The 26807-nt window shown below is 48.9% G+C and carries 17 protein-coding genes and 1 pseudogene; 6 read left to right on the plus strand and 12 right to left on the minus strand.

All coding sequences use genetic code 11. From position 1 onward, the window contains the following. The first annotated feature begins 207 nt into the window (after window positions 1-207). Genes fdnG through fdnI form a run of 3 tightly spaced genes read left to right on the plus strand, consistent with a single transcriptional unit; the run spans window position 208 to window position 4798 of the window. Window positions 208-3255 carry a formate dehydrogenase-N subunit alpha gene (gene fdnG, locus LG381_RS15360; RefSeq protein WP_225762604.1) on the plus strand — a complete coding sequence of 1016 codons (3048 nt, stop codon included), beginning with the start codon at window positions 208-210 and terminating at the stop codon, window positions 3253-3255. A 12-nt stretch (window positions 3256-3267) separates the two neighbouring features. Further along, window positions 3268-4152 (plus strand): formate dehydrogenase N subunit beta, encoded by an 885-nt coding sequence (gene fdnH / locus LG381_RS15365; RefSeq protein WP_001240581.1) that lies wholly within the window; start codon window positions 3268-3270, stop codon window positions 4150-4152. After that, a complete protein-coding gene (fdnI, locus tag LG381_RS15370) occupies window positions 4145-4798 on the plus strand; it encodes a formate dehydrogenase-N subunit gamma (protein WP_000045638.1) in 654 nt (217 codons plus the stop codon). The genes fdnH and fdnI overlap by 8 nt, the downstream gene beginning before the upstream one ends. A gap of 227 nt (window positions 4799-5025) precedes the next feature. On the opposite strand, the gene LG381_RS15375 is transcribed toward fdnI, so the two are convergent. The 6 genes from LG381_RS15375 to bdm all read right to left on the minus strand — a co-directional run bounded on the left by LG381_RS15375 (window position 5026) and on the right by bdm (window position 9224). Beyond that, window positions 5026-5310 carry a HigA family addiction module antitoxin gene (locus LG381_RS15375; RefSeq protein WP_000781370.1) on the minus strand — a complete coding sequence of 95 codons (285 nt, stop codon included), beginning with the start codon at window positions 5308-5310 and terminating at the stop codon, window positions 5026-5028. Beyond that, entirely contained in the window at window positions 5310-5588 is a 279-nt protein-coding gene (locus LG381_RS15380; protein ID WP_000605676.1) for a type II toxin-antitoxin system RelE/ParE family toxin, read from the minus strand. The genes LG381_RS15375 and LG381_RS15380 overlap by 1 nt, the downstream gene beginning before the upstream one ends. A 185-nt stretch (window positions 5589-5773) precedes the next feature. Next, complete coding sequence (gene adhP, locus LG381_RS15385) at window positions 5774-6784, minus strand: alcohol dehydrogenase AdhP (RefSeq protein ID WP_135522430.1); 1011 nt, start codon at window positions 6782-6784, stop codon at window positions 5774-5776. 133 nt (window positions 6785-6917) lie between these two features. Then, a complete protein-coding gene (maeA, locus tag LG381_RS15390) occupies window positions 6918-8615 on the minus strand; it encodes a malate dehydrogenase (protein ID WP_000433478.1) in 1698 nt (565 codons plus the stop codon). Window positions 8616-8769: 154 nt separating this feature from the next. Next, on the minus strand, window positions 8770-8907 hold the full coding sequence (gene sra / locus LG381_RS15395) for a stationary-phase-induced ribosome-associated protein (protein WP_000841554.1): 138 nt from the start codon (window positions 8905-8907) through the stop codon (window positions 8770-8772). A gap of 101 nt (window positions 8908-9008) precedes the next feature. Next, entirely contained in the window at window positions 9009-9224 is a 216-nt protein-coding gene (gene bdm, locus LG381_RS15400) for a biofilm-dependent modulation protein (protein WP_000495766.1), read from the minus strand. Window positions 9225-9568: 344 nt separating this feature from the next. Here bdm and osmC point away from each other — a divergent pair, with 344 nt between their 5' ends. Together osmC and LG381_RS15410 are read left to right on the plus strand one after the other, a co-directional pair. Beyond that, window positions 9569-10000 (plus strand): peroxiredoxin OsmC, encoded by a 432-nt coding sequence (gene osmC / locus LG381_RS15405; protein WP_000152304.1) that lies wholly within the window; start codon window positions 9569-9571, stop codon window positions 9998-10000. A gap of 310 nt (window positions 10001-10310) precedes the next feature. Next, entirely contained in the window at window positions 10311-11234 is a 924-nt protein-coding gene (locus tag LG381_RS15410) for an omptin family outer membrane protease (protein WP_000928773.1), read from the plus strand. A gap of 67 nt (window positions 11235-11301) precedes the next feature. Here the strand turns inward: LG381_RS15410 and dosP are convergent, their stop codons facing one another. From dosP to LG381_RS15435, 5 genes are all read right to left on the minus strand, one after another. Then, complete coding sequence (gene dosP, locus LG381_RS15415; RefSeq protein ID WP_000778561.1) at window positions 11302-13707, minus strand: oxygen-sensing cyclic-di-GMP phosphodiesterase DosP; 2406 nt, start codon at window positions 13705-13707, stop codon at window positions 11302-11304. A 24-nt stretch (window positions 13708-13731) separates the two neighbouring features. Beyond that, window positions 13732-15114 (minus strand): diguanylate cyclase, encoded by a 1383-nt coding sequence (locus tag LG381_RS15420; protein ID WP_000426303.1) that lies wholly within the window; start codon window positions 15112-15114, stop codon window positions 13732-13734. Between the two features lie 350 nt (window positions 15115-15464). Further along, complete coding sequence (locus tag LG381_RS15425) at window positions 15465-16784, minus strand: family 10 glycosylhydrolase (RefSeq protein WP_105290247.1); 1320 nt, start codon at window positions 16782-16784, stop codon at window positions 15465-15467. A 130-nt stretch (window positions 16785-16914) separates the two neighbouring features. Beyond that, a complete protein-coding gene (gadC, locus tag LG381_RS15430; RefSeq protein ID WP_000246004.1) occupies window positions 16915-18450 on the minus strand; it encodes an acid resistance gamma-aminobutyrate antiporter GadC in 1536 nt (511 codons plus the stop codon). Window positions 18451-18606: 156 nt separating this feature from the next. Continuing rightward, on the minus strand, window positions 18607-20007 hold the full coding sequence (locus LG381_RS15435; protein WP_032225179.1) for a glutamate decarboxylase: 1401 nt from the start codon (window positions 20005-20007) through the stop codon (window positions 18607-18609). Between the two features lie 870 nt (window positions 20008-20877). On the opposite strand from LG381_RS15435, the gene LG381_RS15440 reads away from it, so the two are divergent. Further along, a complete protein-coding gene (locus tag LG381_RS15440; protein ID WP_225762605.1) occupies window positions 20878-25761 on the plus strand; it encodes an invasin domain 3-containing protein in 4884 nt (1627 codons plus the stop codon). A gap of 149 nt (window positions 25762-25910) precedes the next feature. Here LG381_RS15440 and LG381_RS15445 read toward each other — a convergent pair. Beyond that, window positions 25911-26767: pseudogene (locus tag LG381_RS15445) on the minus strand (helix-turn-helix domain-containing protein). Window positions 26768-26807: the final 40 nt, after the last annotated feature.

Genomic DNA, 26807 nt, shown 5'->3' on the forward strand with positions numbered 1-26807 from the left:
GTTAAAAATTAAGCTGAAATTTATAGCATTTTTTTAACCGGCCTGTCAGGCAGTGGTGTGTTTTTCTACCGCCATTGAGGTAGGTCAATTTGCGCAGGCGGATTATTTTGTGGCAAACACGTGTTCTTTTTGATTTCGCGCAAAAAGATTCAGAATTTTACTGTTAGTTTCCTCGCGCAGTAATACCCCTGAAAAAAGAGGAAAGCAATGGACGTCAGTCGCAGACAATTTTTTAAAATCTGCGCGGGCGGTATGGCGGGAACAACAGTAGCGGCATTGGGCTTTGCCCCGAAGCAAGCACTGGCTCAGGCGCGAAACTACAAATTATTACGCGCTAAAGAGATCCGTAACACCTGCACATACTGTTCCGTAGGTTGCGGGCTATTGATGTATAGCCTGGGTGATGGCGCGAAAAACGCCAGAGAAGCGATTTATCACATTGAAGGTGACCCGGATCATCCGGTAAGTCGTGGTGCGCTGTGCCCGAAAGGGGCCGGTTTGCTGGATTACGTCAACAGCGAAAACCGTCTGCGTTACCCGGAATATCGTGCGCCTGGTTCTGACAAATGGCAGCGCATTAGCTGGGAAGAAGCATTCTCCCGTATTGCGAAGCTGATGAAAGCTGACCGTGACGCCAACTTTATTGAAAAGAATGAGCAGGGCGTAACGGTAAACCGTTGGCTTTCTACCGGTATGCTGTGTGCCTCCGGCGCCAGCAACGAAACCGGGATGCTGACCCAAAAATTTGCCCGCTCCCTCGGGATGCTGGCGGTAGACAACCAGGCGCGCGTCTGACACGGACCAACGGTAGCAAGTCTTGCTCCAACATTTGGTCGCGGTGCGATGACCAACCACTGGGTGGATATCAAAAACGCTAACGTCGTGATGGTGATGGGCGGTAACGCTGCTGAAGCGCATCCCGTCGGTTTCCGCTGGGCGATGGAAGCGAAAAATAACAACGATGCAACCCTGATCGTTGTCGATCCCCGTTTTACGCGTACCGCTTCTGTGGCGGATATTTACGCACCTATTCGTTCCGGTACGGACATTACGTTCCTGTCTGGTGTTCTGCGCTACCTGATCGAAAACAACAAAATCAATGCCGAATACGTTAAGCATTACACCAACGCCAGCCTGCTGGTGCGTGATGATTTTGCTTTCGAAGACGGTCTGTTCAGCGGTTATGACGCTGAAAAACGCCAGTACGATAAATCGTCCTGGAACTATCAGTTCGATGAAAACGGCTATGCGAAACGCGATGACACGCTGACTCATCCGCGCTGTGTGTGGAACCTGCTAAAAGAGCACGTTTCCCGCTATACGCCGGACGTCGTGGAAAACATCTGCGGTACGCCAAAAGCCGACTTCCTGAAAGTGTGTGAAGTGCTGGCCTCCACCAGCGCACCGGATCGCACAACCACCTTCCTGTACGCGCTGGGCTGGACGCAGCACACCGTCGGTGCGCAGAACATCCGTACTATGGCGATGATCCAGTTGCTGCTCGGCAACATGGGTATGGCTGGCGGCGGCGTGAACGCACTGCGTGGTCACTCCAACATTCAGGGGCTGACTGACTTAGGTCTGCTCTCTACCAGCCTGCCGGGTTATCTGACGCTGCCGTCAGAAAAACAGGTTGATTTGCAGTCGTATCTGGAAGCGAACACGCCGAAAGCGACGCTGGCGGATCAGGTGAACTACTGGAGCAACTATCCGAAGTTCTTCGTTAGCCTGATGAAATCTTTCTATGGCGATGCCGCGCAGAAAGAGAACAACTGGGGCTATGACTGGCTGCCGAAGTGGGACCAGACCTACGACGTCATCAAGTATTTCAACATGATGGACGAAGGCAAAGTCACCGGTTATTTCTGCCAGGGCTTTAACCCGGTTGCGTCCTTCCCGGACAAAAACAAAGTGGTGAGCTGCCTGAGCAAACTGAAGTACATGGTGGTTATCGATCCGCTGGTGACTGAAACCTCTACCTTCTGGCAGAACCACGGCGAGTCGAACGATGTCGATCCGGCGTCTATTCAGACTGAAGTATTCCGTCTGCCTTCGACCTGCTTTGCCGAAGAAGATGGTTCTATCGCTAACTCCGGTCGCTGGTTGCAGTGGCACTGGAAAGGTCAGGATGCGCCGGGCGAAGCGCGTAACGACGGCGAAATTCTGGCGGGTATCTACCATCATCTGCGCGAGCTGTACCAGGCCGAAGGTGGTAAAGGCGTAGAACCGCTGATGAAGATGAGCTGGAACTACAAGCAACCGCACGAGCCGCAGTCTGACGAAGTGGCAAAAGAGAACAACGGCTATGCGCTGGAAGATCTCTATGATGCCAATGGCGTGCTGATTGCGAAGAAAGGTCAGTTGCTGAGTAGCTTTGCGCATCTGCGTGATGACGGTACGACTGCATCTTCTTGCTGGATCTATACCGGTAGCTGGACAGAGCAGGGCAACCAGATGGCCAACCGTGATAACTCCGACCCGTCCGGTCTGGGGAACACGCTGGGATGGGCCTGGGCGTGGCCGCTCAACCGTCGCGTGCTGTACAACCGTGCTTCAGCGGATATCAACGGTAAACCGTGGGATCCGAAACGAATGCTGATCCAGTGGAACGGCAGCAAGTGGACGGGTAACGATATTCCTGACTTCGGCAATGCCGCGCCGGGTACGCCAACCGGGCCGTTTATCATGCAGCCGGAAGGGATGGGACGCCTGTTTGCCATTAACAAAATGGCGGAAGGTCCGTTCCCGGAACACTACGAGCCAATTGAAACGCCGCTGGGCACTAACCCGCTGCATCCGAACGTGGTTTCTAACCCGGTGGTTCGTCTGTATGAACAAGACGCACTGCGGATGGGTAAAAAAGAGCAGTTCCCGTATGTGGGTACGACCTATCGTCTGACCGAGCACTTCCACACCTGGACCAAGCACGCATTGCTCAACGCAATCGCCCAGCCGGAACAGTTTGTGGAGATCAGCGAAACGCTGGCGGCGGCGAAAGGCATTGCCAATGGTGACCGTGTCACTGTCTCCAGCAAGCGTGGCTTTATCCGCGCGGTGGCTGTGGTAACGCGCCGTCTGAAACCGCTGAATGTAAACGGTCAGCAGGTTGAAACGGTGGGTATTCCAATCCACTGGGGCTTTGAGGGTGTCGCGCGTAAAGGTTATATCGCTAACACTCTGACGCCAAATGTCGGTGATGCAAACTCGCAAACGCCGGAATATAAAGCGTTCTTAGTAAACATCGAGAAGGCGTAAGGGGGCGAACAGATGGCTATGGAAACGCAGGACATTATCAAAAGGTCCGCAACTAACTCCATCACGCCGCCTTCTCAGGTGCGTGATTACAAAGCAGAAGTCGCGAAACTTATCGACGTTTCCACCTGTATCGGCTGTAAAGCCTGTCAGGTGGCGTGTTCGGAGTGGAACGACATCCGTGATGAAGTGGGGCACTGCGTCGGGGTTTACGATAACCCCGCCGATCTGAGCGCCAAGTCCTGGACGGTGATGCGCTTTAGCGAAACCGAACAGAACGGCAAGCTGGAGTGGCTGATCCGTAAAGACGGCTGTATGCACTGTGAAGATCCGGGCTGCCTGAAGGCGTGCCCGTCTGCTGGTGCAATCATTCAGTACGCTAACGGGATTGTCGATTTCCAGTCGGAAAACTGCATCGGCTGTGGTTACTGCATTGCCGGGTGTCCGTTTAATATTCCGCGCCTCAACAAAGAGGATAACCGGGTATATAAATGCACGCTCTGCGTCGATCGCGTCAGCGTCGGCCAGGAACCGGCTTGTGTGAAAACCTGTCCGACCGGGGCTATCCACTTCGGCACCAAGAAGGAGATGCTGGAGCTGGCGGAACAGCGCGTGGCGAAACTGAAAGCGCGTGGTTACGAACATGCTGGCGTCTACAACCCGGAAGGTGTCGGTGGTACTCACGTTATGTACGTGCTGCATCACGCCGATCAGCCGGAGCTGTATCACGGTCTGCCGAAAGATCCGAAGATCGATACCTCGGTGAACTTGTGGAAAGGCGCGTTGAAACCGCTGGCAGCGGCTGGCTTTATCGCCACTTTTGCCGGGTTGATTTTCCACTACATCGGTATTGGCCCGAATAAGGAAGTGGACGATGACGAGGAGGAGCATCATGAGTAAGTCGAAAATGATTGTGCGCACCAAATTTATTGATCGCGCCTGTCACTGGACCGTGGTGATTTGCTTCTTCCTGGTGGCGCTGTCCGGGATTTCGTTCTTCTTCCCGACGCTGCAATGGCTGACGCAAACCTTCGGTACGCCGCAGATGGGACGCATTTTGCACCCGTTCTTCGGCATTGCGATTTTCGTTGCGCTGATGTTTATGTTCTTCCGCTTTGTGCATCACAACATCCCGGATAAGAAAGATATTCCGTGGCTGTTGAACATTGTCGAAGTATTAAAAGGCAATGAGCACAAAGTGGCGGATGTTGGTAAGTACAACGCCGGGCAAAAGATGATGTTCTGGTCGATCATGAGCATGATTTTCGTGCTGCTGGTGACCGGGGTGATTATCTGGCGTCCGTACTTTGCGCAGTACTTCCCGATGCAGGTTGTTCGCTACAGCCTGCTGATCCACGCGGCTGCCGGTATCATCCTGATCCACGCCATCCTGATCCATATGTATATGGCATTTTGGGTGAAAGGATCGATTAAAGGGATGATCGAAGGGAAGGTGAGCCGTCGCTGGGCGAAGAAACACCATCCGCGCTGGTATCGTGAAATCGAGAAGGCAGAAGCGAAAAAAGAGAGTGAAGAAGGGATATAATCTCTTTTGAACTTTAAGCTGAAAATGGCGCTGTAAAAGGCGTCATTTTCATATTGTAGACAACGTAGGCTTTGTTCATGCCGGATGCGACGTGAACGCCTTATCCGGCCTACAAACCCTTCAAATCCAATAGATTGCAGTGAACTTGTAGGCCTGATAAGCGTAGCGCATCAGGCAATGTCGCGTTTGTCATCAGTTTCAAATGGCGCTTTATAAGGTGCCATTTTTTATTGCGTAACCAGACGGCGCAGTCGCGACACATCCACCGTCTTTTCCGCCTCAGCCAGACTCCAGGCGTTTTGCAGATTCAGCCACATTTGCGGCGAACTGCCGATCACCACGGAAAGTTTAATTGCCATTTCTGGCGTCAAAGCTGCTTTTCCGGTCAGCAATCGGCTTGCCGTTGAGGGAGCAATTTCCATTGCTCTGGCAAACTCGCGCAGGCTGACATTAAGTTCGTCCAGTGATTCCTGAATAATGTCCCCCGGGCGGGGATGATTGGCCATTTTCATTAGTGATAGTCCTCGTAATCCAGTATGTATGCATCGCCATTGACGAACTCAAACGTGATTCGCCAGTTGCCCGAGACAGATATTGCCCAAATTCCATCGCGATCGCCGCTTAACGGGTGTAGGCGGTAACCGGGCATATCGATATCAGCAAGACAGCTTGCTGCATCAATCACAGCGAGTCGGTGGCGTAATCGTTTGACTTGCGTCGGTATAACGCCGGAGGTTTTGCCGAGAAGAAACAAGTCACGCAATCCCTTGTGTCTGAAATTCATTATCATCTCTTCATCCTTGTTCCCTCAAAAGGAACACTATCACTATTGTTCCGTGCAGCGCAACAAATTTCGCTACGTTTTCGCGAATTGTGAGGGGAAAGATGGGTGAGGAAAAGAAGAAGAGTGAAATTGCGGAAAGCGTCTCGCAAAACAGGCTGCGACCCGAATATGGCAGTCGCAGCAAAGGCCTCTTAGCGGCGGAAATCAATCACCATACGGCCACGGATTTTGCCTTCTTCCATCTCGGTAAAGATGGTGTTGATGTCCGCTAACGGACGCAGGGCGACTTTCGGCACCACTTTGCCTTCGGCGGCAAACTGGAAAGCTTCGGTGAGATCCTGGCGCGTGCCGACCAGTGAACCGACCACTTCAATACCATCCAGCACAAGGCGTGGGATGTCCAGGCTCATGGACTCCGGCGGCAGACCGACTGCCACAACACGCCCGCCTGCACGAACGGCATCAACCGCCGAGTTAAATGCGGCTTTGGCTACTGCTGTAACAACCGCAGCGTGTGCACCGCCCGCTTTCTCCTGCACAATTTTGGCGGCGTCTTCGGTGCGTGAGTTAATCGCTAAATCTGCCCCCATTTCAGTCGCCAGTTTTAACTGCTCATCGTTGACATCAATGGCGATCACTTTGGCGTTAAAGACATTCTTCGCGTATTGCAGGGCGAGGTTACCCAGACCGCCAAGACCGTAGATAGCAATCCACTGACCGGGACGAATTTTTGACAGTTTAACCGCTTTGTAGGTGGTGACCCCCGCACAGGTAATGCTGCTGGCCGCCGCCGAGTCCAGACCATCTGGCACTTTTACCGCGTAATCGGCGACCACGATGCACTCTTCCGCCATCCCGCCATCAACGCTGTATCCGGCATTTTTAACTGAACGGCAGAGCGTTTCGTTACCACTGTTACAGTATTCGCAATGACCGCATCCTTCGTAAAACCACGCCACGCTGGCACGATCGCCTGGTTTTAATGAGGTGACACCTGGGCCAACTTCTGCCACCACACCGATGCCTTCATGGCCCAGAATTACGCCGGTTTTGTCACCAAAATCGCCATTCTTAACATGAAGATCGGTATGACATACACCACAACACTCCATTTTCAGCAGGGCTTCGCCATGTTTCAGTGAGCGCAGTGTTTTATCCGTAACGTCAACATGATGATCCTTCGTAACAACCGCAGCCTTCATAGTTCCTCCTTTTCGGATGATGTTCTGCATAGCAGGTGAGGCAAATGAGATTTATTTGCCACTACCCAGTATGGATGAGATCTGAAAAAGGGAGAGGGAAATTGCCCGGTAACATTCACTACCGGGCGGAGGCTTAGATGGAGGTACGGCGGTAATCGCGGTATTCGGCTTGCCAGAAGTTGTCGTCAATGGCTTGTTGCAAAGCTTCGGCAGACGTTTTCACCGCCACGCCTTGCTGCTGCGCCATTTTGCCAACCGCAAACGCAATTGCGCGGGAGACTTTCTGAATATCTTTTAGTTCCGGTAGTACCAGACCTTCGCCGTTCAGGACCAGCGGCGAATACTGGGCAAGCGTTTCACTTGCCGACATCAGCATCTCATCGGTGATACGTGACGCGCCGGAAGCAATAACACCCAGCCCAATGCCCGGGAAAATAAAGGCGTTGTTACACTGGGCGATAGGGTAGATTTTATCTTTCCATACCACTGGATTAAACGGGCTGCCAGTGGCGACCAGCGCGTTACCTTCGGTCCAGGCGATAATGTCCTGCGGTGTGGCTTCCACGCGTGACGTCGGGTTAGACAGCGGCATCACGATCGGACGCGGACAGTGTTTATGCATCTCACGGATGATCTCTTCCGTAAACAGCCCGGTCTGTCCTGAGACGCCAATCAGAATATCTGGTTTTACATTGCGCACCACATCCAGCAGTGACAGCACATCGCTGTCGGTATCCCAGTCACTAAGATTTTCGCGTTTCTGCACCAGTTTGGTCTGGAAAGGCAGTAGGTTTGGCATCTTGTCGGTGAGCAGACCAAAGCGATCGACCATAAACACTTTCTGTCGCGCCGCTTCTTCGCTTAATCCTTCGCGCTGGGTCTGGGCGATAATCATTTCGGCAATGCCGCATCCCGCTGAACCGGCGCCGAGGAAGACAATCTTTTTCTCGCTTAACTGACCACCTGCTGCGCGGCTGGCTGCGATCAGTGTGCCGACTGTTACCGCCGCAGTGCCCTGAATGTCATCGTTAAAAGAACAAATTTCATGGCGATAGCGGTTAAGCAACGGCATCGCATTTTTTTGTGCAAAGTCTTCAAACTGCAGCAACACGTTCGGCCAGCGTTGCTTCACTGCCTGGATAAATTCGTCAACGAATTCATAGTATTCATCGTCAGTGATGCGCGGATTACGCCAGCCCATATACAACGGGTCGTTAAGCAGTTGCTGGTTGTTGGTGCCGACGTCCAGCACCACCGGCAGTGTATACGCCGGGCTGATGCCGCCACAGGCGGTATAGAGCGACAGTTTACCGATCGGAATACCCATCCCGCCGATGCCCTGGTCACCAAGACCCAGGATACGTTCGCCATCCGTCACCACAATCACTTTAATATTATGGTTCGGCACGTTTTGCAGAATGTCGTCCATATTGTGGCGGTTCTGGTAAGAGATAAACACGCCGCGCGAACGGCGGTAGATCTCAGAAAAACGCTCACAGGCTGCGCCAACGGTCGGGGTATAAATAACGGGCATCATCTCATCAAGATGATTGTTTACCAGACGGTAGAAGAGGGTTTCGTTAGTGTCCTGGATGTTACGCAGGTAGATGTGTTTGTCGATTTCGGTTTTGAATCCCTGATACTGGATCCATGCACGCTCCGCTTGTTCTTCGATGGTTTCGACCACTTCCGGCAGTAACCCCAGCAGGTTGAAGTTACGGCGTTCTTCCATGCTGAAGGCACTGCCTTTATTCAACAACGGAAATTCCAGCAGTACAGGGCCAGCGTAAGGAATATAAAGCGAACGCTGTTTTTTTGTTTTTGGTTCCATGTCACTCACTCTTTTTTGAATATCCATCCCTGGGGTTTTTATCGTCTTTGCTTTACCTCCAGGGCGTCGCCCCCAAGTATAAAGCAGATAAAAACAAAAACACCATTGCGCAGGCAATGGTGTTTAATCGTCATTGAGGACTGATTGTTAAGGATTACTTTTCAGCGGGGCGTTTTCTGCCGGTTGGGTTATTTACCACGCTGGATTTGTCACCTTCGGTAACTATTTTGCGCTGGTTAGAAATTTTATGATCCAGTCCAAGAATATGACGTGCCTGACGGTTCGATTTCATTTTAACTCCTCAATCCTGTTGCTAGTTTTAAGGACAACATCGCCGTAGCGAAGAAACACGTGCTAAACCCCTAAATTAGGTTGCCGATCAAGCATAGCAGCTTAAAGCGTAGGGTGCTGGCCACTGACCACATAATTGATCGTTTGCTGGTAGATATCACTGAGGATGTCGTTATCAGAAGCTTCCACCCATTTGGTCAGCTCCATGAGAATGTCATCTTCAGTGACAACACCGTGCTCTGCCCGAAGGCCTTGCTCAATGGCATTAACCAGAGCGGGTTCTGCTGTTGAATTTTCTGCCTGATAATAAGTAAACATAGTGATTCTCCGTGTCTGTGTATTTATGGTGTCTGCTACGGATCGCAGATTTATAAAGCACATTCAGCATGGCAAATATTTGCCGCTTCGTTGTTAAGATTAGTCCTGGTTGATGTGTTTTATATTTTAACTGCATGATATTCATGACTATTGTTATTGGCATTCGTTGCTTGATATTGCTGTAATATCTTTTAAACCATATATTCCCCGCCTTCTGTTGTGGTAATTTTATTTAAGTTCGGAGGTAATATTTTCGCCGGATTTTATTCGGAATATCCTGCTTATCCTCGTGCGGTTTCTCACGTAGTCTATAATTTCCTTTTTAAGCCCACAGGAGAGCAACAATGACAATCCATAAGAAAGGTCAGGCACACTGGGAAGGCGATATCAAACGCGGGAAGGGAACAGTATCCACCGAGAGCGGCGTGCTGAACCAACAGCCGTATGGGTTTAACACGCGTTTTGAAGGCGAAAAAGGAACCAACCCTGAAGAATTGATTGGCGCGGCACATGCCGCTTGTTTCTCGATGGCGCTTTCATTAATGCTGGGGGAAGCGGGATTCACGCCAACATCGATTGATACCACTGCCGATGTATCGCTGGATAAAGTCGATGCTGGTTTCGCGATTACCAAAATCGCACTGAAGAGTGAAGTTGCCGTACCGGGTATTGATGCCTCAACCTTTGACGGCATTATTCAGAAAGCAAAAGCCGGATGCCCGGTTTCTCAGGTACTGAAAGCGGAAATTACGCTGGATTACCAGTTGAAAGCATAAGTACTCGCCGGATGATGTTGTCATCCGGCAAGCATTTACACCAATATTTTCTGCTTATCTCAATGAAATCTCGCATTTCAACTGCATCGTCATTCTTTTCGTTATTCCCGCCTGTTCCCGAACAATCATTATTGCATCAGGTTGTAAACTCCTATTTCGTTCAGAATAACAGTAAAACTCTGTTTATTTATGTTCTCTGTTTGATGGTGAGAAACATTTATGGCATTGTAAGATTCAGTTGATTTAATTAATTTGAATTAATTAAATTTAATTAATGAGCTAATTAACATTGTTTAATAAGGATGAAACTATGTTGATGAAAAAGGTCTCTTTTGCTATTGCTTTAATTTCTCTAAGTCAGTATGCAAGCGCATCTTCAGAATTTAATTTCTTATCTGACAATGTTTTTGGTGATGCTTCTCTTTCATTTCTGAATGGTGAGTCAGGTGAGTTTGTTTATAGCGATGGCGGTAAACTTAGCCAACTGGACTGGAAAATTCAAAATACCCCCATTATTAAAATGGGGCTAACCTGGGATGCAATCTCATGGCTGACGCTTAATGCTAAAGGCTGGACGACGATTGCGTCTGCCGGTACGCTAATGGATGATTATGACTGGCTGGAGCCGGGGCAGCACCACTGGAGCGATTGGTCACATCACCCGGCAACGCGGTTGAATTTTGCAAATCAGTTTGATCTCAATATGACAGGTTGGTTTTTAACGGATCCGAGTTACCAACTCGGCGCTATGTTAGGCTATCAGGAGACGCGTTTCAGTTGGCTGGCGAAAGGAGGTTACTATAGTTATGATAATGGTGCCGACACTGGAGATATTCCTCATGACCAAAGAGTTATTGGCTACCAACAAAAATTCAGTGCGCCTTATTTAGGTCTTTCTGGTAAATATGTCTATCATGATTTTGATATTATTGCTCAATTTAAATATAGTGCCTGGGGAGAAGGGAAAGGAACAGATCAGCATTATTTGCGCAACATTACATTTAAAGATAAAGTATCCAACCAAAAATATTATTCAGGTCTTATTAATGCGGGGTATAACATTAACTCACAGGCGCGGATTTTCACAGAAATATCATGGAGTAGATTCTCTAATGATATTGGTAACACAGTAATTTCTTATAAAGACAAGGGTGAAAGCGTAAAAGAGAAAGATTCGCCAGGGATGCAAAACTATAATTACATTATTGGCGCGGGCATTCAGTACAAATTTTAATATAGCGTCGGGCGAATGGCGGAATATGAATACATGAAATCTTGCCCGCCTGCGCGGGCAAGATGTTCTAAGCGTCGATTTGAAGCGGTAGCGTAGTAGACATCCAGCCAGGGATCTCCTCAGCGGGCAAAGGACGTGAGAAGAAATAACCCTGAATCACAGGGCAGTGGATCTTGCGTAACATCTCAAACTGTTCTTTCGTTTCCACACCTTCTGCCACTACGGTTAAGTTCAGGCTTTGCCCAATGCTGGTAATGGCTTCTAATAAGGCACGGATGCGTTTTTCGCTCAGGCAACGATCGACAAAACTTTTATCGATTTTAATTTCCGTTACCGGCAGGCTGACTAAGCGTGACAGGCCGGAAAAGCCTGTACCGAAATCGTCGACAGATAAACCTACGCCCATATCCCGCAGGATCTGGATGCGTTTAAAGATCTCCGTATCGTGTTCCATCATCATGCTTTCAGTGATTTCCACCGTCAGCTGGTGGCCGTCAATCTGCCAGGCTTCCATCGCATCGCAAACCTGATTGGGTAGCTGATTACTGCGAAAATGCAGCGCAGATAAGTTTACGGATAACGCCGGGATATGAATATTCTGGCTTCGCCATTCTGCTAACTGGCGACAGGCTTCAGCAATTACCCAACGACCAATATTTTCAATTTCACCAATCTCTTCTGCGAGGGGAATAAACCGGGAAGGGGGAACATGTCCATGCTGCGGGTCATACCAGCGAGCAAGAGCTTCAATACCATACAGTTCGCCCGTTTCGGCGAAGATCTGCGGCTGGTAAACCAGCTTCAACTGGTTGTTGCTGATTGCTTCTTTCAGCGCCGCGCCTAATATCAACCGCTCTTTAACCATCTCGTTCATTGTCGGGCTAAAGAACTGCCAGCCGTTACCGCCGTTTTTGCGAATGAAATCCATCGCATTGTGGGCGGTAGAAAGCAGGTAGTCACGGTTTTTGCCAACGTCGTAACTGATACCAATACTTAAGGTTAAAGGAAAAGGCTGATTGTCAATGATGACCGGTTTGCTAACGACGTTGCGTAGTTCATCAGCGATTTGGGTAATGTTGCTGACTTCATCCTCCAGACTAATGAGGACAAACTGTGCACCTTCAACGCGGCAGAGATACTGGTCGGGTTTGAGTTTTTCGCGAAAGCGATTAACGACTTCTAACAATGCCTGATCGGCCCACGCATAGCCGAGGCTGTCGATCACATCCTGAATATGGTCGACGCCAATAAGATAAACCACCGGAGATACAGCTCTATCGACAAGGTCATCGAGGTAATTGTGCAGATTATTGCGATTTGGCAGACCGGTCATCGGATCAAACTGGATTAGCTGTTCGATGTGCTGGCGGCTTTTCTCCTGTTCCAGCGCCAGTGCGGCCATATGCTGGCTGATGTCTGCCACGCGTTCGACAAATGCACTGGTTTCTGTCCCTGCAGCCGTCTTGATTTGCAGAACTCCCGCTGGTGCGCCATCGCGCTGGCGAATGGTAACAGCCCAGCTTTGTGCATTCTTTACTTCTGTCCCATGAGAGGACGACGCCCAATGCACTGGCATCCCATTACGCAATGCATACAGTGACACATGCGATTCATGAAGAATGGCTTCAATATTACGGCAAATGATTTCACCCATTTCGTGAAACGGCGGGCTGCTGCACATGGCGGCGAGGATGTTGCCTTCCAGTTGGCGGATTTGCCGTTCTTCAGTGATATCTGAGAAGGTCATTACCAGGTTTTGTAGATGAGCAAGCACGTCATAGACCGGACTGATAGACGCTTTAATCCAGATATTTTCACCCGTGCGCGTTAATAGCAAAAATTCATCTTGATCGCGGGAGGTTTTCCACAAAAGCTGCTGTAAGCGGATGCGGTTATCTGTCGGGTATTCAGGAATGTTAAGCAGCGCATCGGGCTGCATACCGCTGGCTTCGCTGATGCAATAGCCGAACATTTCTGTAAACGCGCGATTGCACTGAACGATATGACGCTCAGGATCAAGCACAATCACAGGTCGGTCGAGATGATCCACGGCAATGAGCAACTGCCGGGTCTGTTCTTTCTGCGCCATTTCAACGCTGGCATCTCGCACCAACGCCAGGTAATAAATTTTCCCCTCGGCAGTCACTTTTGACAGGGCAAATCGTGTCCATATTTTACTGCCATCTTTTTTCTCCAGCTGCAATTCCCGGCTCATTCCTTCGACACGCGCTTTACCTCCTTCGCGGTTATGCCGGATGTATTCAGGGTGTGCTGGGCGCAAATTATGGGGAATCAGCATATCGATGTTATTGCCAATGACCTCTTCGCGTTTATATCCCCAAAGCTTCTCTGCAGCGGGGTTGAAAAACATGACTTCATCATTTTCGTTGATTAACACCGCGCCCATCATATTTTGCTCAAGCGCGGGGAAAAAAATGCCGTCAGCGGCATTTTCTGCATCGGTTAGCTTCATGATTACCTCTGCATCCGGGCGAATCTAAAGACTGGCTTTCCAGAGTTCAACACGGTTTCTACCTCGTCTTTTGGCGATATACAGAGCTTCGTCGGCTATTTGAATTAAACGTTCATAATCCGGATGTCCATTAAACATGGCGGCACCAATGGACAGAGAGAGGTAAATATCTTCGCCGTTTGCAGCTTTCAGTTTGGTTTTTTCTACCCGACTGCGAATACGTTCTGCGGTACGTAAAGTGTCAGTTTCTGAGGCTTCCGTCAGTACAATGATAAATTCATCACCACCGTAGCGGAAAACATAATCACTACTACGGACGTTGTCGTAAAACGCCTGCGAGACTTTACGCAGAATTTCGTCGCCGGTGTTATGTCCCCATGTATCATTGATCTCTTTGAATTTATCAACATCGATGATGAGAACAGATAACGGCGTGCCAGCCCGATTGGCATGGGCAATTTCACGTTTGAAGATAGTCGGCAGGAAACGGCGGTTAAGTAGCTTAGTCAACACATCCATTCCCACTTCATGGCGAGAAACTTCTTCAAACAGTTCTCGCAATAAGGTTGTAATTTGCGATACGGTATTTCGTATCTGCAATAAAAACTTCACTCGCAGACTTTTGTTACTCAGATTCTTGGCATGGAGTATTGTCTGATTAAAAACCCCGTCGAAATCCTGAATAAGGCGGGAGATATGACCGACTTCGGCAATACCGCTAAAATAATGCCGACCTTTATGGTTAAACCATAAGCCAAAATCAGCCTGGCTTAACGGTAAGCTGCTGCCTAAATCAGAATCCAACAGGACTTTATAAATAACATCTAATTCCCATGAAAGTAATGAGGCTATTTGCCGTTCTTTTTCTTCTTCGGCATTTTCAAGTAGTGAGAAGATACGATAATTCTCGTCTTCTTTAGCCGCACTACTGTCGCTAAAGGTAAACGCCCGGGTCATAACTTCCATGGCTATATCAATACTGTTAATCGAAAAATGATAAACCTGAAGTTTATCCGCTGGCGAATAATCAGAGGAAAATATCGCTGGATAGAGGATTTTCTTCAATACACGAAAACCCATCTCAACGATTTCTACGGGAATGCCAATACGGGCATGTACTTCGGCCACGGTATGTTGGATTTGTATAAGCCTATCAACATCGTCCGCTTGCGCAGAGAGCACATCGATAATCCATGTTTCCAGAGCACTTTTAAGCTGCCTTTCAACCTGTTCGTTACTCAAAAACTCTTCGGCATGTGGGTCAGTACGTACAATACGATAAAACTCATTGCTCAGGTAATGGGCATGTGCAACAGCAATTTCTGCGGCTTTAGCGCGAATGAGAGGGGAAGCCTGGGTAACTAATCCAGTCCACTCATCTTTCATTCTTTTAAAGTACATCTCCATAATTCAGCCCCTTATACGACTGGAAAGGCAGATGGGATCGAAAAACGAAACGCAACATACTGGACAGACTTATCGCACCATATTCTCCTGAAATATGAGGATATAATGAAAAGAAATAAACGGATTAGACAGTTTTAATCTACGCTACTGTTCTTCTGAAGAGTATAGCCCATCGTGATTATTTTTCGGTGGTGACGAATATCGTATTGTTTTTCATGTTGATACTAATTAATCAGAGGATTATAGCAATCGGCTTATATGGAGATAATTTTATTTAAGAGGTTACGGCATTTTTGCAGGGTGACAAGCCGGTGCTTGCATCACCGGCATGACACAGTAAAAGAGGGCGTTTAACTTCCCCAACGACTTTGCAGATAACTAACGGCTTGTTGGGTCTGTGGTTTATTAAGGTAATCTTCGCGGAACAGAATCGTGCCGCTAATTTCGGGTACAGCATCGTTAAGATCAAGCTGCTTTTTTAGTTCTGGCACGCCGCCGTTAACCATCCAGTCAGGTTCTATCTTTGAGGGTTCACCCACTTTATAGAAGGCAACGCCGATATATAGCCGGGTTTTGGTCGGTTTGACGACATCTGCCCACCATTTTGCCAGTACGTCATAGCGTGCTGCGCTACGTGAGAAAGGCCAGTAAATTTGTGGGGCAATATAATCCAGTAAACCATGTTCTACCCAACGGCGGGTATCTGCATAGGATTCGTCATAGGCTGCTGCGCCTCGTGTATCGGAACCGAGCGGATCGTGTGATCGGTTGCGCCAGACGCCCGCCGGGCTAACGCCAAATTCAACCTCAGGCTTAATGCTTTTGATGGTGTGCGATACCTTTGCAATTAATTGCTGAGTATTGTTGCGCCGCCAGTCTGCTTTTGATGCAAAAGCTCTCCCATATTTGCGGTACGTCTCGTTATCGTTCAGCAGCGAACCCGGTGATTCAGTATAGAAATAATCGTCGAACTGCACGCCATCTATCGGATAACGGGAAACCACTTCCGCAACTATTGATGTGATCCAATCCTGAACCTCAGGGATACCAGGGTCGAGAACAAAACGGTCGCCCGACGTTCTGATCCAGTCGCGATGCTGCACGTAGACACTGGCTGGTTGCTGTGACAGGGTGCTATTCAATTCCCTGATAGTTCCGGGTTTTGTATTAACCGACACGCGGTAGGGATTAAACCATGCGTGCACTTTCATCCCACGCTTGTGGGCTTCGTCGAGCATAAATTGCAGCGGATCGTAACCTGGATCTTCACCAATCTTGCCGGTCAGAAGATCGGACCACGGTAAAATTTTCGATGGCCAAAGGGCTGTACCATCGGGCTTTACCTGGAAAAAGACCGTATTTATGCCGAGACGTTGTAGATGATCTAACTTGTCAATCATCGCCTGTTGTTGTGCGCGGGCTCGGCTGGTGGGGTTACTGATATTAACCGAGGAAACGGGGGGCCAGTCGAGGCGAGAGACAGTAGCCAGCCAGATACCTCGCATCGGCTGCGCTGGTTGATGTGTTGTCGCTGGTGGTTTTGAACCTGCTGGTGGTGTAGTTATTGGCGTTGGCGGTGTGGTCTTACAACTACACAGTAAAAGAGCCAGAGCAACGAGTGTGGCTGGCTTTTTGATCGTTAATTTCACGTTTCGGGAGCAGATATCCATATATGCTGGTTTCCGGTAAACAGATGTGTTGCTCATTCTCGTACTTATCTGGGGCAAGTCAATACGATAACAGGTACGAAAAAGGGAGCGATTAACTATCGCTCCCTTGTCTTATCCCCTTCAGAGATTGTTAATGTTTCTTATCGTTCATCACAATATAGTGCGGTGAACGAGCACGTGGATGCAGGAAGAAGTGACCTTTCGGTGCGTTCTGGCTGTTAATTGGCTCCAGTGTCACACCGGTATTCGCTTTGCCTTTACGATCGTGGATGGCATAGAGAATAAAGGGCAGGGCAAGTACCACCAGGAAGCTAACGACCAGTAATTCGACATACATATCGGTAGAGTCACCCTGGATATTATCCGGCGGTAGGAAGGAAACAATAAACGCCATGATTGAGGTCAGCAGGCCGACAATAGCCACAACCAGTTTCACGCCTTTACCACCAGGGATATTAAATGTGCGTTTTAAGTCAGGATGTTTAAGGACTAACACAATGTAGCCAATAAACAGCATGAAATAAGCACACAGATAAATCACCACCGTCAGCGCCAGTGCGATCAGGAAGGACATGTTGTTACCACCACCGGTATTGGTGAGGATAATCAAGGCGATAGAGGTAATCACTAGCTGAGAAATAACCAGAGTGACCGGCACGCCATTTTTGTTCATTTTGGCGAACGCTGGAGGTAGCAGGTTTTTCTGCGCTGTGACATACATCCCGCGAGAAGGACCGACAATCCAGGAGGCGATTTCTGCCAGAACACCCAGCAGCAGCAGTGCGGAGATCACGCGAACCGTCCACTCAATTTCCGGTGCCACATGGGACATCAGAACGGTAAAGGTTTGCATTACCCCAGCGGACAGATTGATTTCATTACCCGGAATGACCATCGCAATGGACAAACCACCAACCGAGCTTAAACAGATTGCCGCCACCATCAGCAATAACATTGCCAGCGGATAATCTCGCCCCGGATTGCTCATTTCATTGACGTGGGTTGCGGAGGCTTCTACACCCATATAACTCAATATGAAGGCAACAAACACAACCAGGGTGCCAACTTTAGAGAAATCCGGGAAGAAGGTTTTTGCATCCATTTCGATAGCAACTGGCGCACCGGAGTGCAGATAAATCGCCGCTAATGCAATCAAAATAAATGCGGGTAACAGGATACCGGCAAAGAAGCCGACTTTAGCAATTCGCGCTGTATATTTAGTACCGCCAAACTGAGTTAATGCCAGAACCCAAAGAATGATGAGTGCCGCAATGGTTTTTGTTACCGGGTCTTCATTCAGTGCTGGCCATTTAAGAATGTAGGAGAGTGCCCCTAACACGAAATAGAGCATCGGAATAAAGCCGATAGCGATTTGCAAATAACCAAATGAGATCGCTGCAAATCCCCATTTTAACCCCAGGGTATTCGATACCCAGGCGAAAACGCCGCCTTCCTCCCAACCGTCCACGGTAGCCATTTCCGCAGCACAGAGTCCAACGGGGATAAACCATAAAATCCCGCCTAATAGCAGGAAGAAAACTAATGAAAAACCGGATGTTGCAAAGGTAGGGTATTCATAAACAGCCATTACCATCGATGCCGTAATAGCGAAGAACCCAAGTAATGTTAGCTGCTTAGCTTTACCTGTCTGTACTGATGTAGCCATATTTTCCCCCTAAAACGGTATTCCTGTCGGAACCGCGCCTGTCTTGTTCTGAAGCGTATTCAGAGCAATATTTTCCATTGCTAATGCCAGTGAACAGACTTTGGAATTTGTCCCGAAACGAGAGCGTTCCGGGACACCGTTACCACTTAAACGTTATCAGGTATGTTTAAAGCTGTTCTGCTGGGCAATACCCTGCAGTTTCGGGTGATCGCTGAGATATTTCAGGGAAGCTTTGTAGTCTTCCAGCAACAGTTCAGCGAAGTCCATTTCGAAACCACGACGGCACATAATACGCATCACCACAATGTCGGTGGCTTCACCGCCGAGGGTAAAGGCCGGAACCTGCCAGCCGCGCAGACGCAGACGTTCAGAGAGGTCATACAGGGTGTATCCCGGATTTTCCCCGTCTTTCAGTTTGAAGCAAACCGCCGGAATACCTTCGTCCGGGCGACCTGTACAGATGAACTCATACGGCCCCAGTTTAGCGATTTCATCCGCCAGGTAAGTGGCGACCTGATAAGAGGCGTTTTGTACTTTGGTGTAACCCTCACGACCGAGGCGCAGAAATTCATAGTATTGCGCAATCACCTGACCGGCAGGGCGAGAGAAGTTGATGGCGAAAGTCCCGATTTGCCCGCCAAGATAGTCAACGTTGAACACCAGTTCTTTCGGCAGTGCTTCTTCATCACGCCAGATAACCCAGCCGCAGCCCAGCGGAGCCAGACCGAATTTATGGCCTGAAGCACTGATCGATTTCACGCGCGGCAGGCGGAAGTCCCAGACAATATCCGGAGCCACGAACGGTGCCAGGAAGCCACCGCTGGCGGCGTCGATGTGCATGTCGATGTCGATACCGGTGTCGGCCTGGAATTTATCCAGCGCATCGTGCAGCGGTTGCGGGAACTCATAGTTACCGGTGTAGGTCACACCAAAAGTCGGCACCACGCCGATGGTGTTTTCGTCGCAGGCTTCAATCATGCGTTTCGGATCCATGAACAACTGACCGGGGCGCATAGGGATCTCGCGCAGTTCCACATCCCAGTAGCGGGCAAATTTATGCCAGCAGATTTGCACCGGCCCGCACACCAGGTTGGGTTTATCGGTCGGTTTACCTGCGGCTTCCATTCGTTTGCGCCAACGCCATTTCATTGCCATCCCACCGAGCATACAGGCCTCGGAAGAACCAATGGTGTTGGTGCCAACGGCCTGACCGTTTTTCGGCGCAGGCGCGTGCCACAGGTCGGCAACCATGTTTACACAACGCAGGTCGATAGCTGCGGACTGCGGATATTCTTCTTTATCGATCCAGTTTTTGTTGATCGACAGATCCATCAGCTTATGAACATTTTCGTCGTCCCAGGTCTGGCAAAATGTGGCAAGGTTTTGTCGGGCATTGCCATCCAGGTATAATTCATCATTGATAATCTGGAATGCGATGTCATCGCGCATTTCGTGCAGCGGAAAACGTTTAGATTCCGCGATAGTGGAAATAGATTTCGCACCAAAACGTGAATCGAGTAGTTCTGACCTTAAATCCGTTACTTGCTTCTTATCCATTTCAAACTCCTTAAAATGATTGGATCGCATTAAAAAAAGTAGGATTTATCGATAAAGTAAGCAAGCGTAATGGCTTGGGTTTTAAATAACAAAATCCTAACCGATTTTTGATTTTCGGAATAAGCGCAGTGTATTTTTCATAATTAATTACAATGAGATACAACAGTTTCCGATAAGGGGTTTTGAGTGATATGTTGTTATTTTTCTGTGATTTTACTACGCGGCATGATTATCACATAAAAATCAGCTCGTAAAATATCATTATTCGCTCGTCATTAATTTATGAAAGCGATGGATAAGATTGTCAAATAACAAAGGTTATTACTGAAATCTCTGCCAACCATGCTGGCGGGTGAGGTTTTTATTCCTTCAGCAATCGTCCAGTATAGATGTATGCAGATAATGACTATGAGAAAAATTAAGTAATGTCTATCGCGAGTGATTAAGATATTTCCTAATCGAAGAACACATGACTATAAATGAGGATTGGCATACCACCGAAGGCTTATTGACTTATTTTGACTGAAATGCCTTTCCGCTATAAAAGGCCAGTAACGATACCTAAACAATCCAATTCTAAATAACCAGGTAACCATAATTTAGTCAGCATCCAATAGAACTTGCCCCTTTATATTAGCTCTTGCACAAAAAGCTAAATTCATATTTACAAACAAAAATATAATCCCGGCCCTGTCACCAGACGAGTTATTGCAACCACTGAATATTCAGGGTGGCGATGCGCTTTCTTTCATAAAGGTATTTCCTTTTCTGCGGAAAAGGAAACCGGGAAATACCCGGTTTTTCTGACAAGCAAACATTTTATTTGCGTTTGCTTATGTTCGTTAATTCGTTCATCAGGAAATTATCTCAATGTCACGTTTTAAAAAAGCTAATAAACAACCACGCTTTCGTTATTCAGCCCTGGCTCACTGCGTGGCGTGGGCAAACATCTCTATTCAGGTTCTTTTTCCACTGGCTGTCACCTTTACGCCGACAATGACGGCGCGAGCGGCTCTGCCTCGTCTAAGTACGGAAAATACTGCGGTTGCGACTGACAATAATGCAGAAAAAAATATCGCGTCGTTTGCCGCGAATGCCGGTAAATTTTTAAGCAGTCAGCCGGATAGCGATGCGACACGCAATTTTGTTACCGGAATGGCCACAGCTAAGGCTACCCAGGAAATCCAGGAGTGGCTTGGAAAATATGGTACGGCGCGTGTCAAATTGAATGTCGATAAAGATTTCTCGCTGAAGGACTCTTCGCTGGAAATGCTTTATCCGATTTATGATACGCCTTCAGATATGCTGTTCACTCAGGGGGCAATACATCGTACCGACGATCGTACTCAGTCAAATATTGGTTTCGGCTGGCGTCATTTTTCAGGCAATGACTGGATGGCGGGGCTGAACACATTTATCGATCATGATTTATCCCGTAGTCATACCCGTATTGGCGTTGGTGCGGAATACTGGCGCGATTATCTGAAACTGAGTGCCAATGGTTATATTCGGACTTCTGGCTGGAAAAAATCGCCGGATATTGAGGATTATCAAGAGCGTCCGGCTAATGGTTGGGATATCCGCGCAGAGGGATATTTACCGGCATGGCCGCAGCTTGGCGCAAGCCTGATGTATGAACAATATTATGGCGATGAGGTAGGGCTGTTTGGTAAAGATAAGCGCCAGAAAGACCCACATGCCATTTCTGCTGAGGTGAACTATACGCCAGTGCCTCTTCTGACACTGAGTGCAGAGCACAAGCAGGGCAAGAGCGGTCAGAATGACACTCGCTTTGGCCTGGAAGTTAACTACCGGTTTGGCGAGCCTCTGGAGAAACAACTCGATACGGATAGCATTCGCGAGCGTCGGGTACTCGCAGGCAGCCGTTATGATCTGGTTGAACGTAATAACAATATTGTTCTTGAGTATCGCAAAGCTGAGGTGATCCGTATTGCTCTGCCTGATCGTATTGAAGGTAAGGGCGGACAGACGGTTTCGCTTGGTCTTGTAGTCAGCAAAGCAACTCACGGTCTGAAAAATGTGCAATGGGAAGCGCCGTCCTTGCTGGCTGCAGGCGGTAAAATTACCGGTCAGGGTAACCAGTGGCAAGTAACGCTCCCGGCTTATCAGGCAGGCAAAGACAATTATTACGCAATTTCTGCGGTCGCATACGATAACAAAGGCAATGCCTCAAAACGCGTACAGACTGAGGTGGTTATCACCGGAGCAGGTATGAGCGCCGATCGTACTACGTTAACGCTTGACGGTCAGAGCCGTATCCAAATGCTTGCTAACGGGAGTGCGCAAAAGCCGCTGGTTCTGTCTCTGCGAGACGCCGAAGGGCAGCCAATCACGGGTATGAAAGATCAGATCAAAACGGAACTGACGTTTAAACCTGCCGGAAACATCGTAACGCGGGGCATTCAGTCTGCTAAATCACAAGCGCAACCAACTCTGGGGGAGATCACCGAAACAGAAGCCGGGGTGTACCAGTCGGTCTTCACCACCGGTACGCAATCAGGTGAAGCAACCATTACGGTGAGCGTTGATGGCATGAGCAAAACCGTCACTGCTGAACTGCGTGCCACTATGATGGATGTGACAAAATCGACTCTGAGCGTGAATGAGCCGTCAGGTGACGTGGTTGCCAATGGTCAGCAATCCTACACGTTGACGCTTACTGCCGTGGATACCGATGGCAACCCTGTGACGGGAGAAGCCAGCCGCCTGCGATTTGTTCCACAGGACAGCAATGGCGTTACCATTGGCAGCATTTCGGAGATAAACCCAGGGGTTTACAGCGCCACGGTTTCTTCAACCCGCGCCGGAAACATTGTTGTGCGTGCTTTTAGCGAGCAGTATCAGTTGGGAACGTTACAACAAACGCTGAAGTTTGTCGCCGGACCGCTTGATACAGCGCATTCAACCATCACCCTGAACCCGGATAAACCGGTAGTTGGTGGCACGCTTACAGCTATCTGGGCAGCAAAAGATGCCTATGACAACCCGGTGACCGGTCTCACTCCAGATACACCGTCATTAACGGGGACTGCCGCTGCGGGTTCTTCCGTTTCAGGCTGGACGGATAATGGCGACGGGACGTGGACTGCGCAGATTTCTCTGGGTACTACGGCGGGTGAATTAATTGTTATGCCGAAGATCAACGGTCAGGATGCTGCAGCTAATGCGGCGAAAGTGACTGTGGTAGCTGATGCTTTATCTTCAGGCCAGTCGAAAGTATCCGTTGCAGCGGATCGCGTAAAAGCAGGGGAAAGCACGACTGTGACGCTTGTGGCAAAAGATGCGCATGGTAACGCAATCAGCGGTCTTTCCCTGTCGACAAGTCTGACGGGAGCTGCGTCTGAAGGGGCGAGCGTTTCCAGTTGGACTGAGAAAGGTGACGGTTCCTATGTTGCTACGCTGACCACCGGCGGAAAGACGGGTGATCTTCACATCATGCCGCTATTCAATGGCCAGCCAGCAGCCACCGACGCCGCGCAGTTGACAGTTGTCGCGGGGGATCAGGCAGTTTCTACTTCAACGCTGACAGTAAAAGATGCCAATCTTGCTATTGAAAGCACGACGGAACTGACTTTCTCCGCCAGAGACCAGTTTGGAAACGCGCTTACCGATATCGACACCGCTAAACTTGGCGCATCGCTTTCCGGTGACGCTGCGTCTGGTAGTTCAGTTACAGGCTGGAGCCATAAAGGCAACGGCGAATACACGGCTGTTCTGCGTTCGGGAACGCGGGCAGGCGCGCTGAACATTATGCCGCAGATCGATGGCAAAAACGCTACAGCACAGGCAACTCCGGTTAACGTTAAAGCGGGGACTATTGCGGTTGACCACTCGGAAATGACCGTATCAAAAACGTCGATTACCGCAGGCGAAAGCATCACGCTGACGCTGACTGTGAAGGATAAATTCGGCAACGCAATCACCGGTATTACACCGGAAACACCGCAATTTGGTGGTGATGCATACAACGTCAACCAGCAGCGCCCATCCGTCAGTCAGTGGACGGAGAAGGGCAATGGAACCTATACGGCGATGCTGACTGCTGGCGCAACGGGAGTTGGTGAGCTGACCATCATGCCGCGCGTTGATGGCGCTGATGCTCTGAAGCAGGCGGTTTCTGTCACCATCGCCGCCGGGGAGATGTCGTTAGTGAACTCCACGCTTGTTGCAGATAATGAAGCCCCGATGATCAAAACGACGACACAATTGACCTTCACGGCGAAGGATGCGAACGGTAACCCTGTAAGTGGTCTGAAACCTGATGCTCCAGAATTTAGTGGCGTAGCCAGCACAGGGACGGAACAACCTTCGGCAGGAACCTGGACGGAACAAAGCAATGGCACCTATGTTACGACGTTAACCACAGGCTCTGCAGCCGGTCAACTGGTTATCTGGCCTCGAGTGAATGGCAAAGATGCTGCTTCGAAACCACTACTGCTGAACGTTGTGGGTAACGCTTCTGAGGCTAACATTCACGATATTTCAGTGAATGTTGATAACCAACTGGCTGATGGACAGTCCGCCAACAAGGTTACCCTGACCGTAACAGATTCCTATGGTAACCCGTTGCAGGATCAAACGGTAACACTGACTCTGCCTGAGGGAGTGAGCAGCAAGACAGGGAATACGGTAACAACGAATGCGGCAGGTAAAGCCGATATTGAGCTGATGTCCACAGTTGCCGGGGAACACACAATCACAGTCTCGGTGAATAAAAATCAGAAGACTGCCACGGTGAAGTTCAAAGCGGATGCCAAAACCGGTCAGGCAAGCCTTCAGGTTGATACCGTCGATCAAAAAGCAGCAAACGGCAAAGATGCCTTTACGCTGACGGCAACTGTTGAGGATAAAAACGGCAACCCTGTTCCCGGAACTATGGTCGCCTTTAATCTGCCTCGGGGCGTCACACCGCTTAATGACGAGAGTACCTGGGTGAAGACCAGCGATGAAGGTAAAGCCGAGCTGCGAGTCGTTTCTGTGACTGCGGGAACGTATGCAATCACCGCAACGGCAGGAAATGACCAGATGTCGGATGCGCAGAGCATCACGTTTGTGGCTGACAAGGCTACGGCAACCATCTCGAGTATTGAGGTGATTGGCAACCGTGCACTGGCAGATGGTAAAGCCAAACAGACTTATAAAGTTACGGTTACTGATGCCAATAACAACCTTGTGCAAGGTAGTGAAGTGACGCTGACCGCCAGCCCGACAACATTAGATCTGGAGCCGAACGGGACTGCAACAACTAATGAGCAAGGGCAGGCTATATTCACCGCTTCTACCACTAAAGCGGCGATATATACGCTAACAGCGAAAGTGAATCGGACCGACGGTCAGGTATCGACGAAAACTGCCGAATCCAGATTCGTTGCGGATGATAAAAATGCAGTACTTGCTGCATCATCTGATGTAAAAGAACTGGTAGCAGACGGAGTGGCGACCGCAACGCTGGATGTTACTCTGATGTCGGCTGGCAACCCTGTTGGGGGAAATATGTGGGTCGACATTAAGGCTCCGGAAGGCGTGACGGAGAATGATTACCAGTTCTTGCCGTCGAAAGCTGACCATTTCGTGAACGGGAAAATCACGCGTAAATTCAGTACCACTAAGCCAGGGGAATATACATTTACATTCAACACTCTGACGTATGGCGGGTACGAAATACAGCCTGTGACTGTGACAATTAACGCTGTGAAAGCTGCTACTGAAGAGGGTGAGGAGGTCGTAAAATAATTGTCCCCGCAATGAAAAACTCGCTGTAATAAAGAATAATGGCGTTGACATTCTCAACGCCATTATTCCACTAAATACCTACCCTGATACTGATTAGACGGTAGCAGGGTAGGGTAATCCTTAATGTGAGAATGTGACACAGAGACAAACTAAGCTGGGCGAACGGGGATGAAAATTTCGCAAACAACATAATTGCTATCCTTTTCTACGAAAGTTTTATCGTAGTAAAATCGCTCAATATCACTGCCGTTGACTCTGACTAACCCCCTGGCAGGCAGTTCTATCAGATAGAGATTCCGCACCCAGTTAGCGTAGTGCTCCCAATCTCCTTCATAGCGGAAAGATGCATAAAGCCCTCCAGCCGTTATCCATTCCTTTGTCATATCTGTATCCGTATGGTTACAGACTGTACCGGCGAAAGTTTCAACTGTGAGTAAATCTACCGATTTTGTTGATGTGTATATGCTGAGACATAATAGATATCCATCTTCAAATTTTGAAGACACCGGGATAAATGATTACGACGCAGTTTTACTTCTTCATCTGGTGGCGTATTAGACAGTTCAATATCATATTTAAATGCATTGCCAAAAATACGTGTTTCAGGAAGATGGACTAATGAGCAATCGGTCTTTTGATGTTGACGCGTTAATAACGGGGGTAAAATATTTGTTAGATCCCAAAAATCACGGTGCCGATATTCTCTGGGAGAACATCCAAACAATTTTTTAAATTCACGACTGAATGACTGCTGTGAATCAAAATGCAAAGAGAGCGCAATATCAAGCATTGATTTGGCAGTAAGTCTGACAAGAATGGCTGCCCGACAAAGTCTTCGTTTGCGGATGTATGCGCCCAGGGGCATGTGCATGAAGTTTCTGAACAGGAGTTGAATATTGCGTCTGCTGTAGCCAGATTTCTGTGCGATATCTTCGATTGAGATAGGGTGATCGAGATTGCACTCAATCCACTCCAGGAGCTGCTGTAAAATCTTCTGCCTGATCATAACATTCTCCATTTATCTTTAGTCACTTTGCACATTTTCC

This window comes from Escherichia sp. Marseille-Q3837 (assembly GCF_916618735.1).
In the GTDB taxonomy this organism is placed as follows: domain Bacteria; phylum Pseudomonadota; class Gammaproteobacteria; order Enterobacterales; family Enterobacteriaceae; genus Escherichia; species Escherichia ruysiae.

Coding starts and splice junctions, on each gene's coding strand:
- fdnH (WP_001240581.1), top strand. CDS start 3,268: ATGGCTATGGAAACGCAGGACATTATCAAAAGGTCCGCAACTAACTCC.
- fdnI (WP_000045638.1), top strand. CDS start 4,145: ATGAGTAAGTCGAAAATGATTGTGCGCACCAAATTTATTGATCGCGCC.
- LG381_RS15375 (WP_000781370.1), bottom strand. CDS start 5,310: ATGAAAATGGCCAATCATCCCCGCCCGGGGGACATTATTCAGGAATCA.
- LG381_RS15380 (WP_000605676.1), bottom strand. CDS start 5,588: ATGATAATGAATTTCAGACACAAGGGATTGCGTGACTTGTTTCTTCTC.
- adhP (WP_135522430.1), bottom strand. CDS start 6,784: ATGAAGGCTGCGGTTGTTACGAAGGATCATCATGTTGACGTTACGGAT.
- maeA (WP_000433478.1), bottom strand. CDS start 8,615: ATGGAACCAAAAACAAAAAAACAGCGTTCGCTTTATATTCCTTACGCT.
- sra (WP_000841554.1), bottom strand. CDS start 8,907: ATGAAATCGAACCGTCAGGCACGTCATATTCTTGGACTGGATCATAAA.
- bdm (WP_000495766.1), bottom strand. CDS start 9,224: ATGTTTACTTATTATCAGGCAGAAAATTCAACAGCAGAACCCGCTCTG.
- osmC (WP_000152304.1), top strand. CDS start 9,569: ATGACAATCCATAAGAAAGGTCAGGCACACTGGGAAGGCGATATCAAA.
- LG381_RS15410 (WP_000928773.1), top strand. CDS start 10,311: ATGTTGATGAAAAAGGTCTCTTTTGCTATTGCTTTAATTTCTCTAAGT.
- dosP (WP_000778561.1), bottom strand. CDS start 13,707: ATGAAGCTAACCGATGCAGAAAATGCCGCTGACGGCATTTTTTTCCCC.
- LG381_RS15420 (WP_000426303.1), bottom strand. CDS start 15,114: ATGGAGATGTACTTTAAAAGAATGAAAGATGAGTGGACTGGATTAGTT.
- LG381_RS15425 (WP_105290247.1), bottom strand. CDS start 16,784: ATGGATATCTGCTCCCGAAACGTGAAATTAACGATCAAAAAGCCAGCC.
- gadC (WP_000246004.1), bottom strand. CDS start 18,450: ATGGCTACATCAGTACAGACAGGTAAAGCTAAGCAGCTAACATTACTT.
- LG381_RS15435 (WP_032225179.1), bottom strand. CDS start 20,007: ATGGATAAGAAGCAAGTAACGGATTTAAGGTCAGAACTACTCGATTCA.
- LG381_RS15440 (WP_225762605.1), top strand. CDS start 20,878: ATGTCACGTTTTAAAAAAGCTAATAAACAACCACGCTTTCGTTATTCA.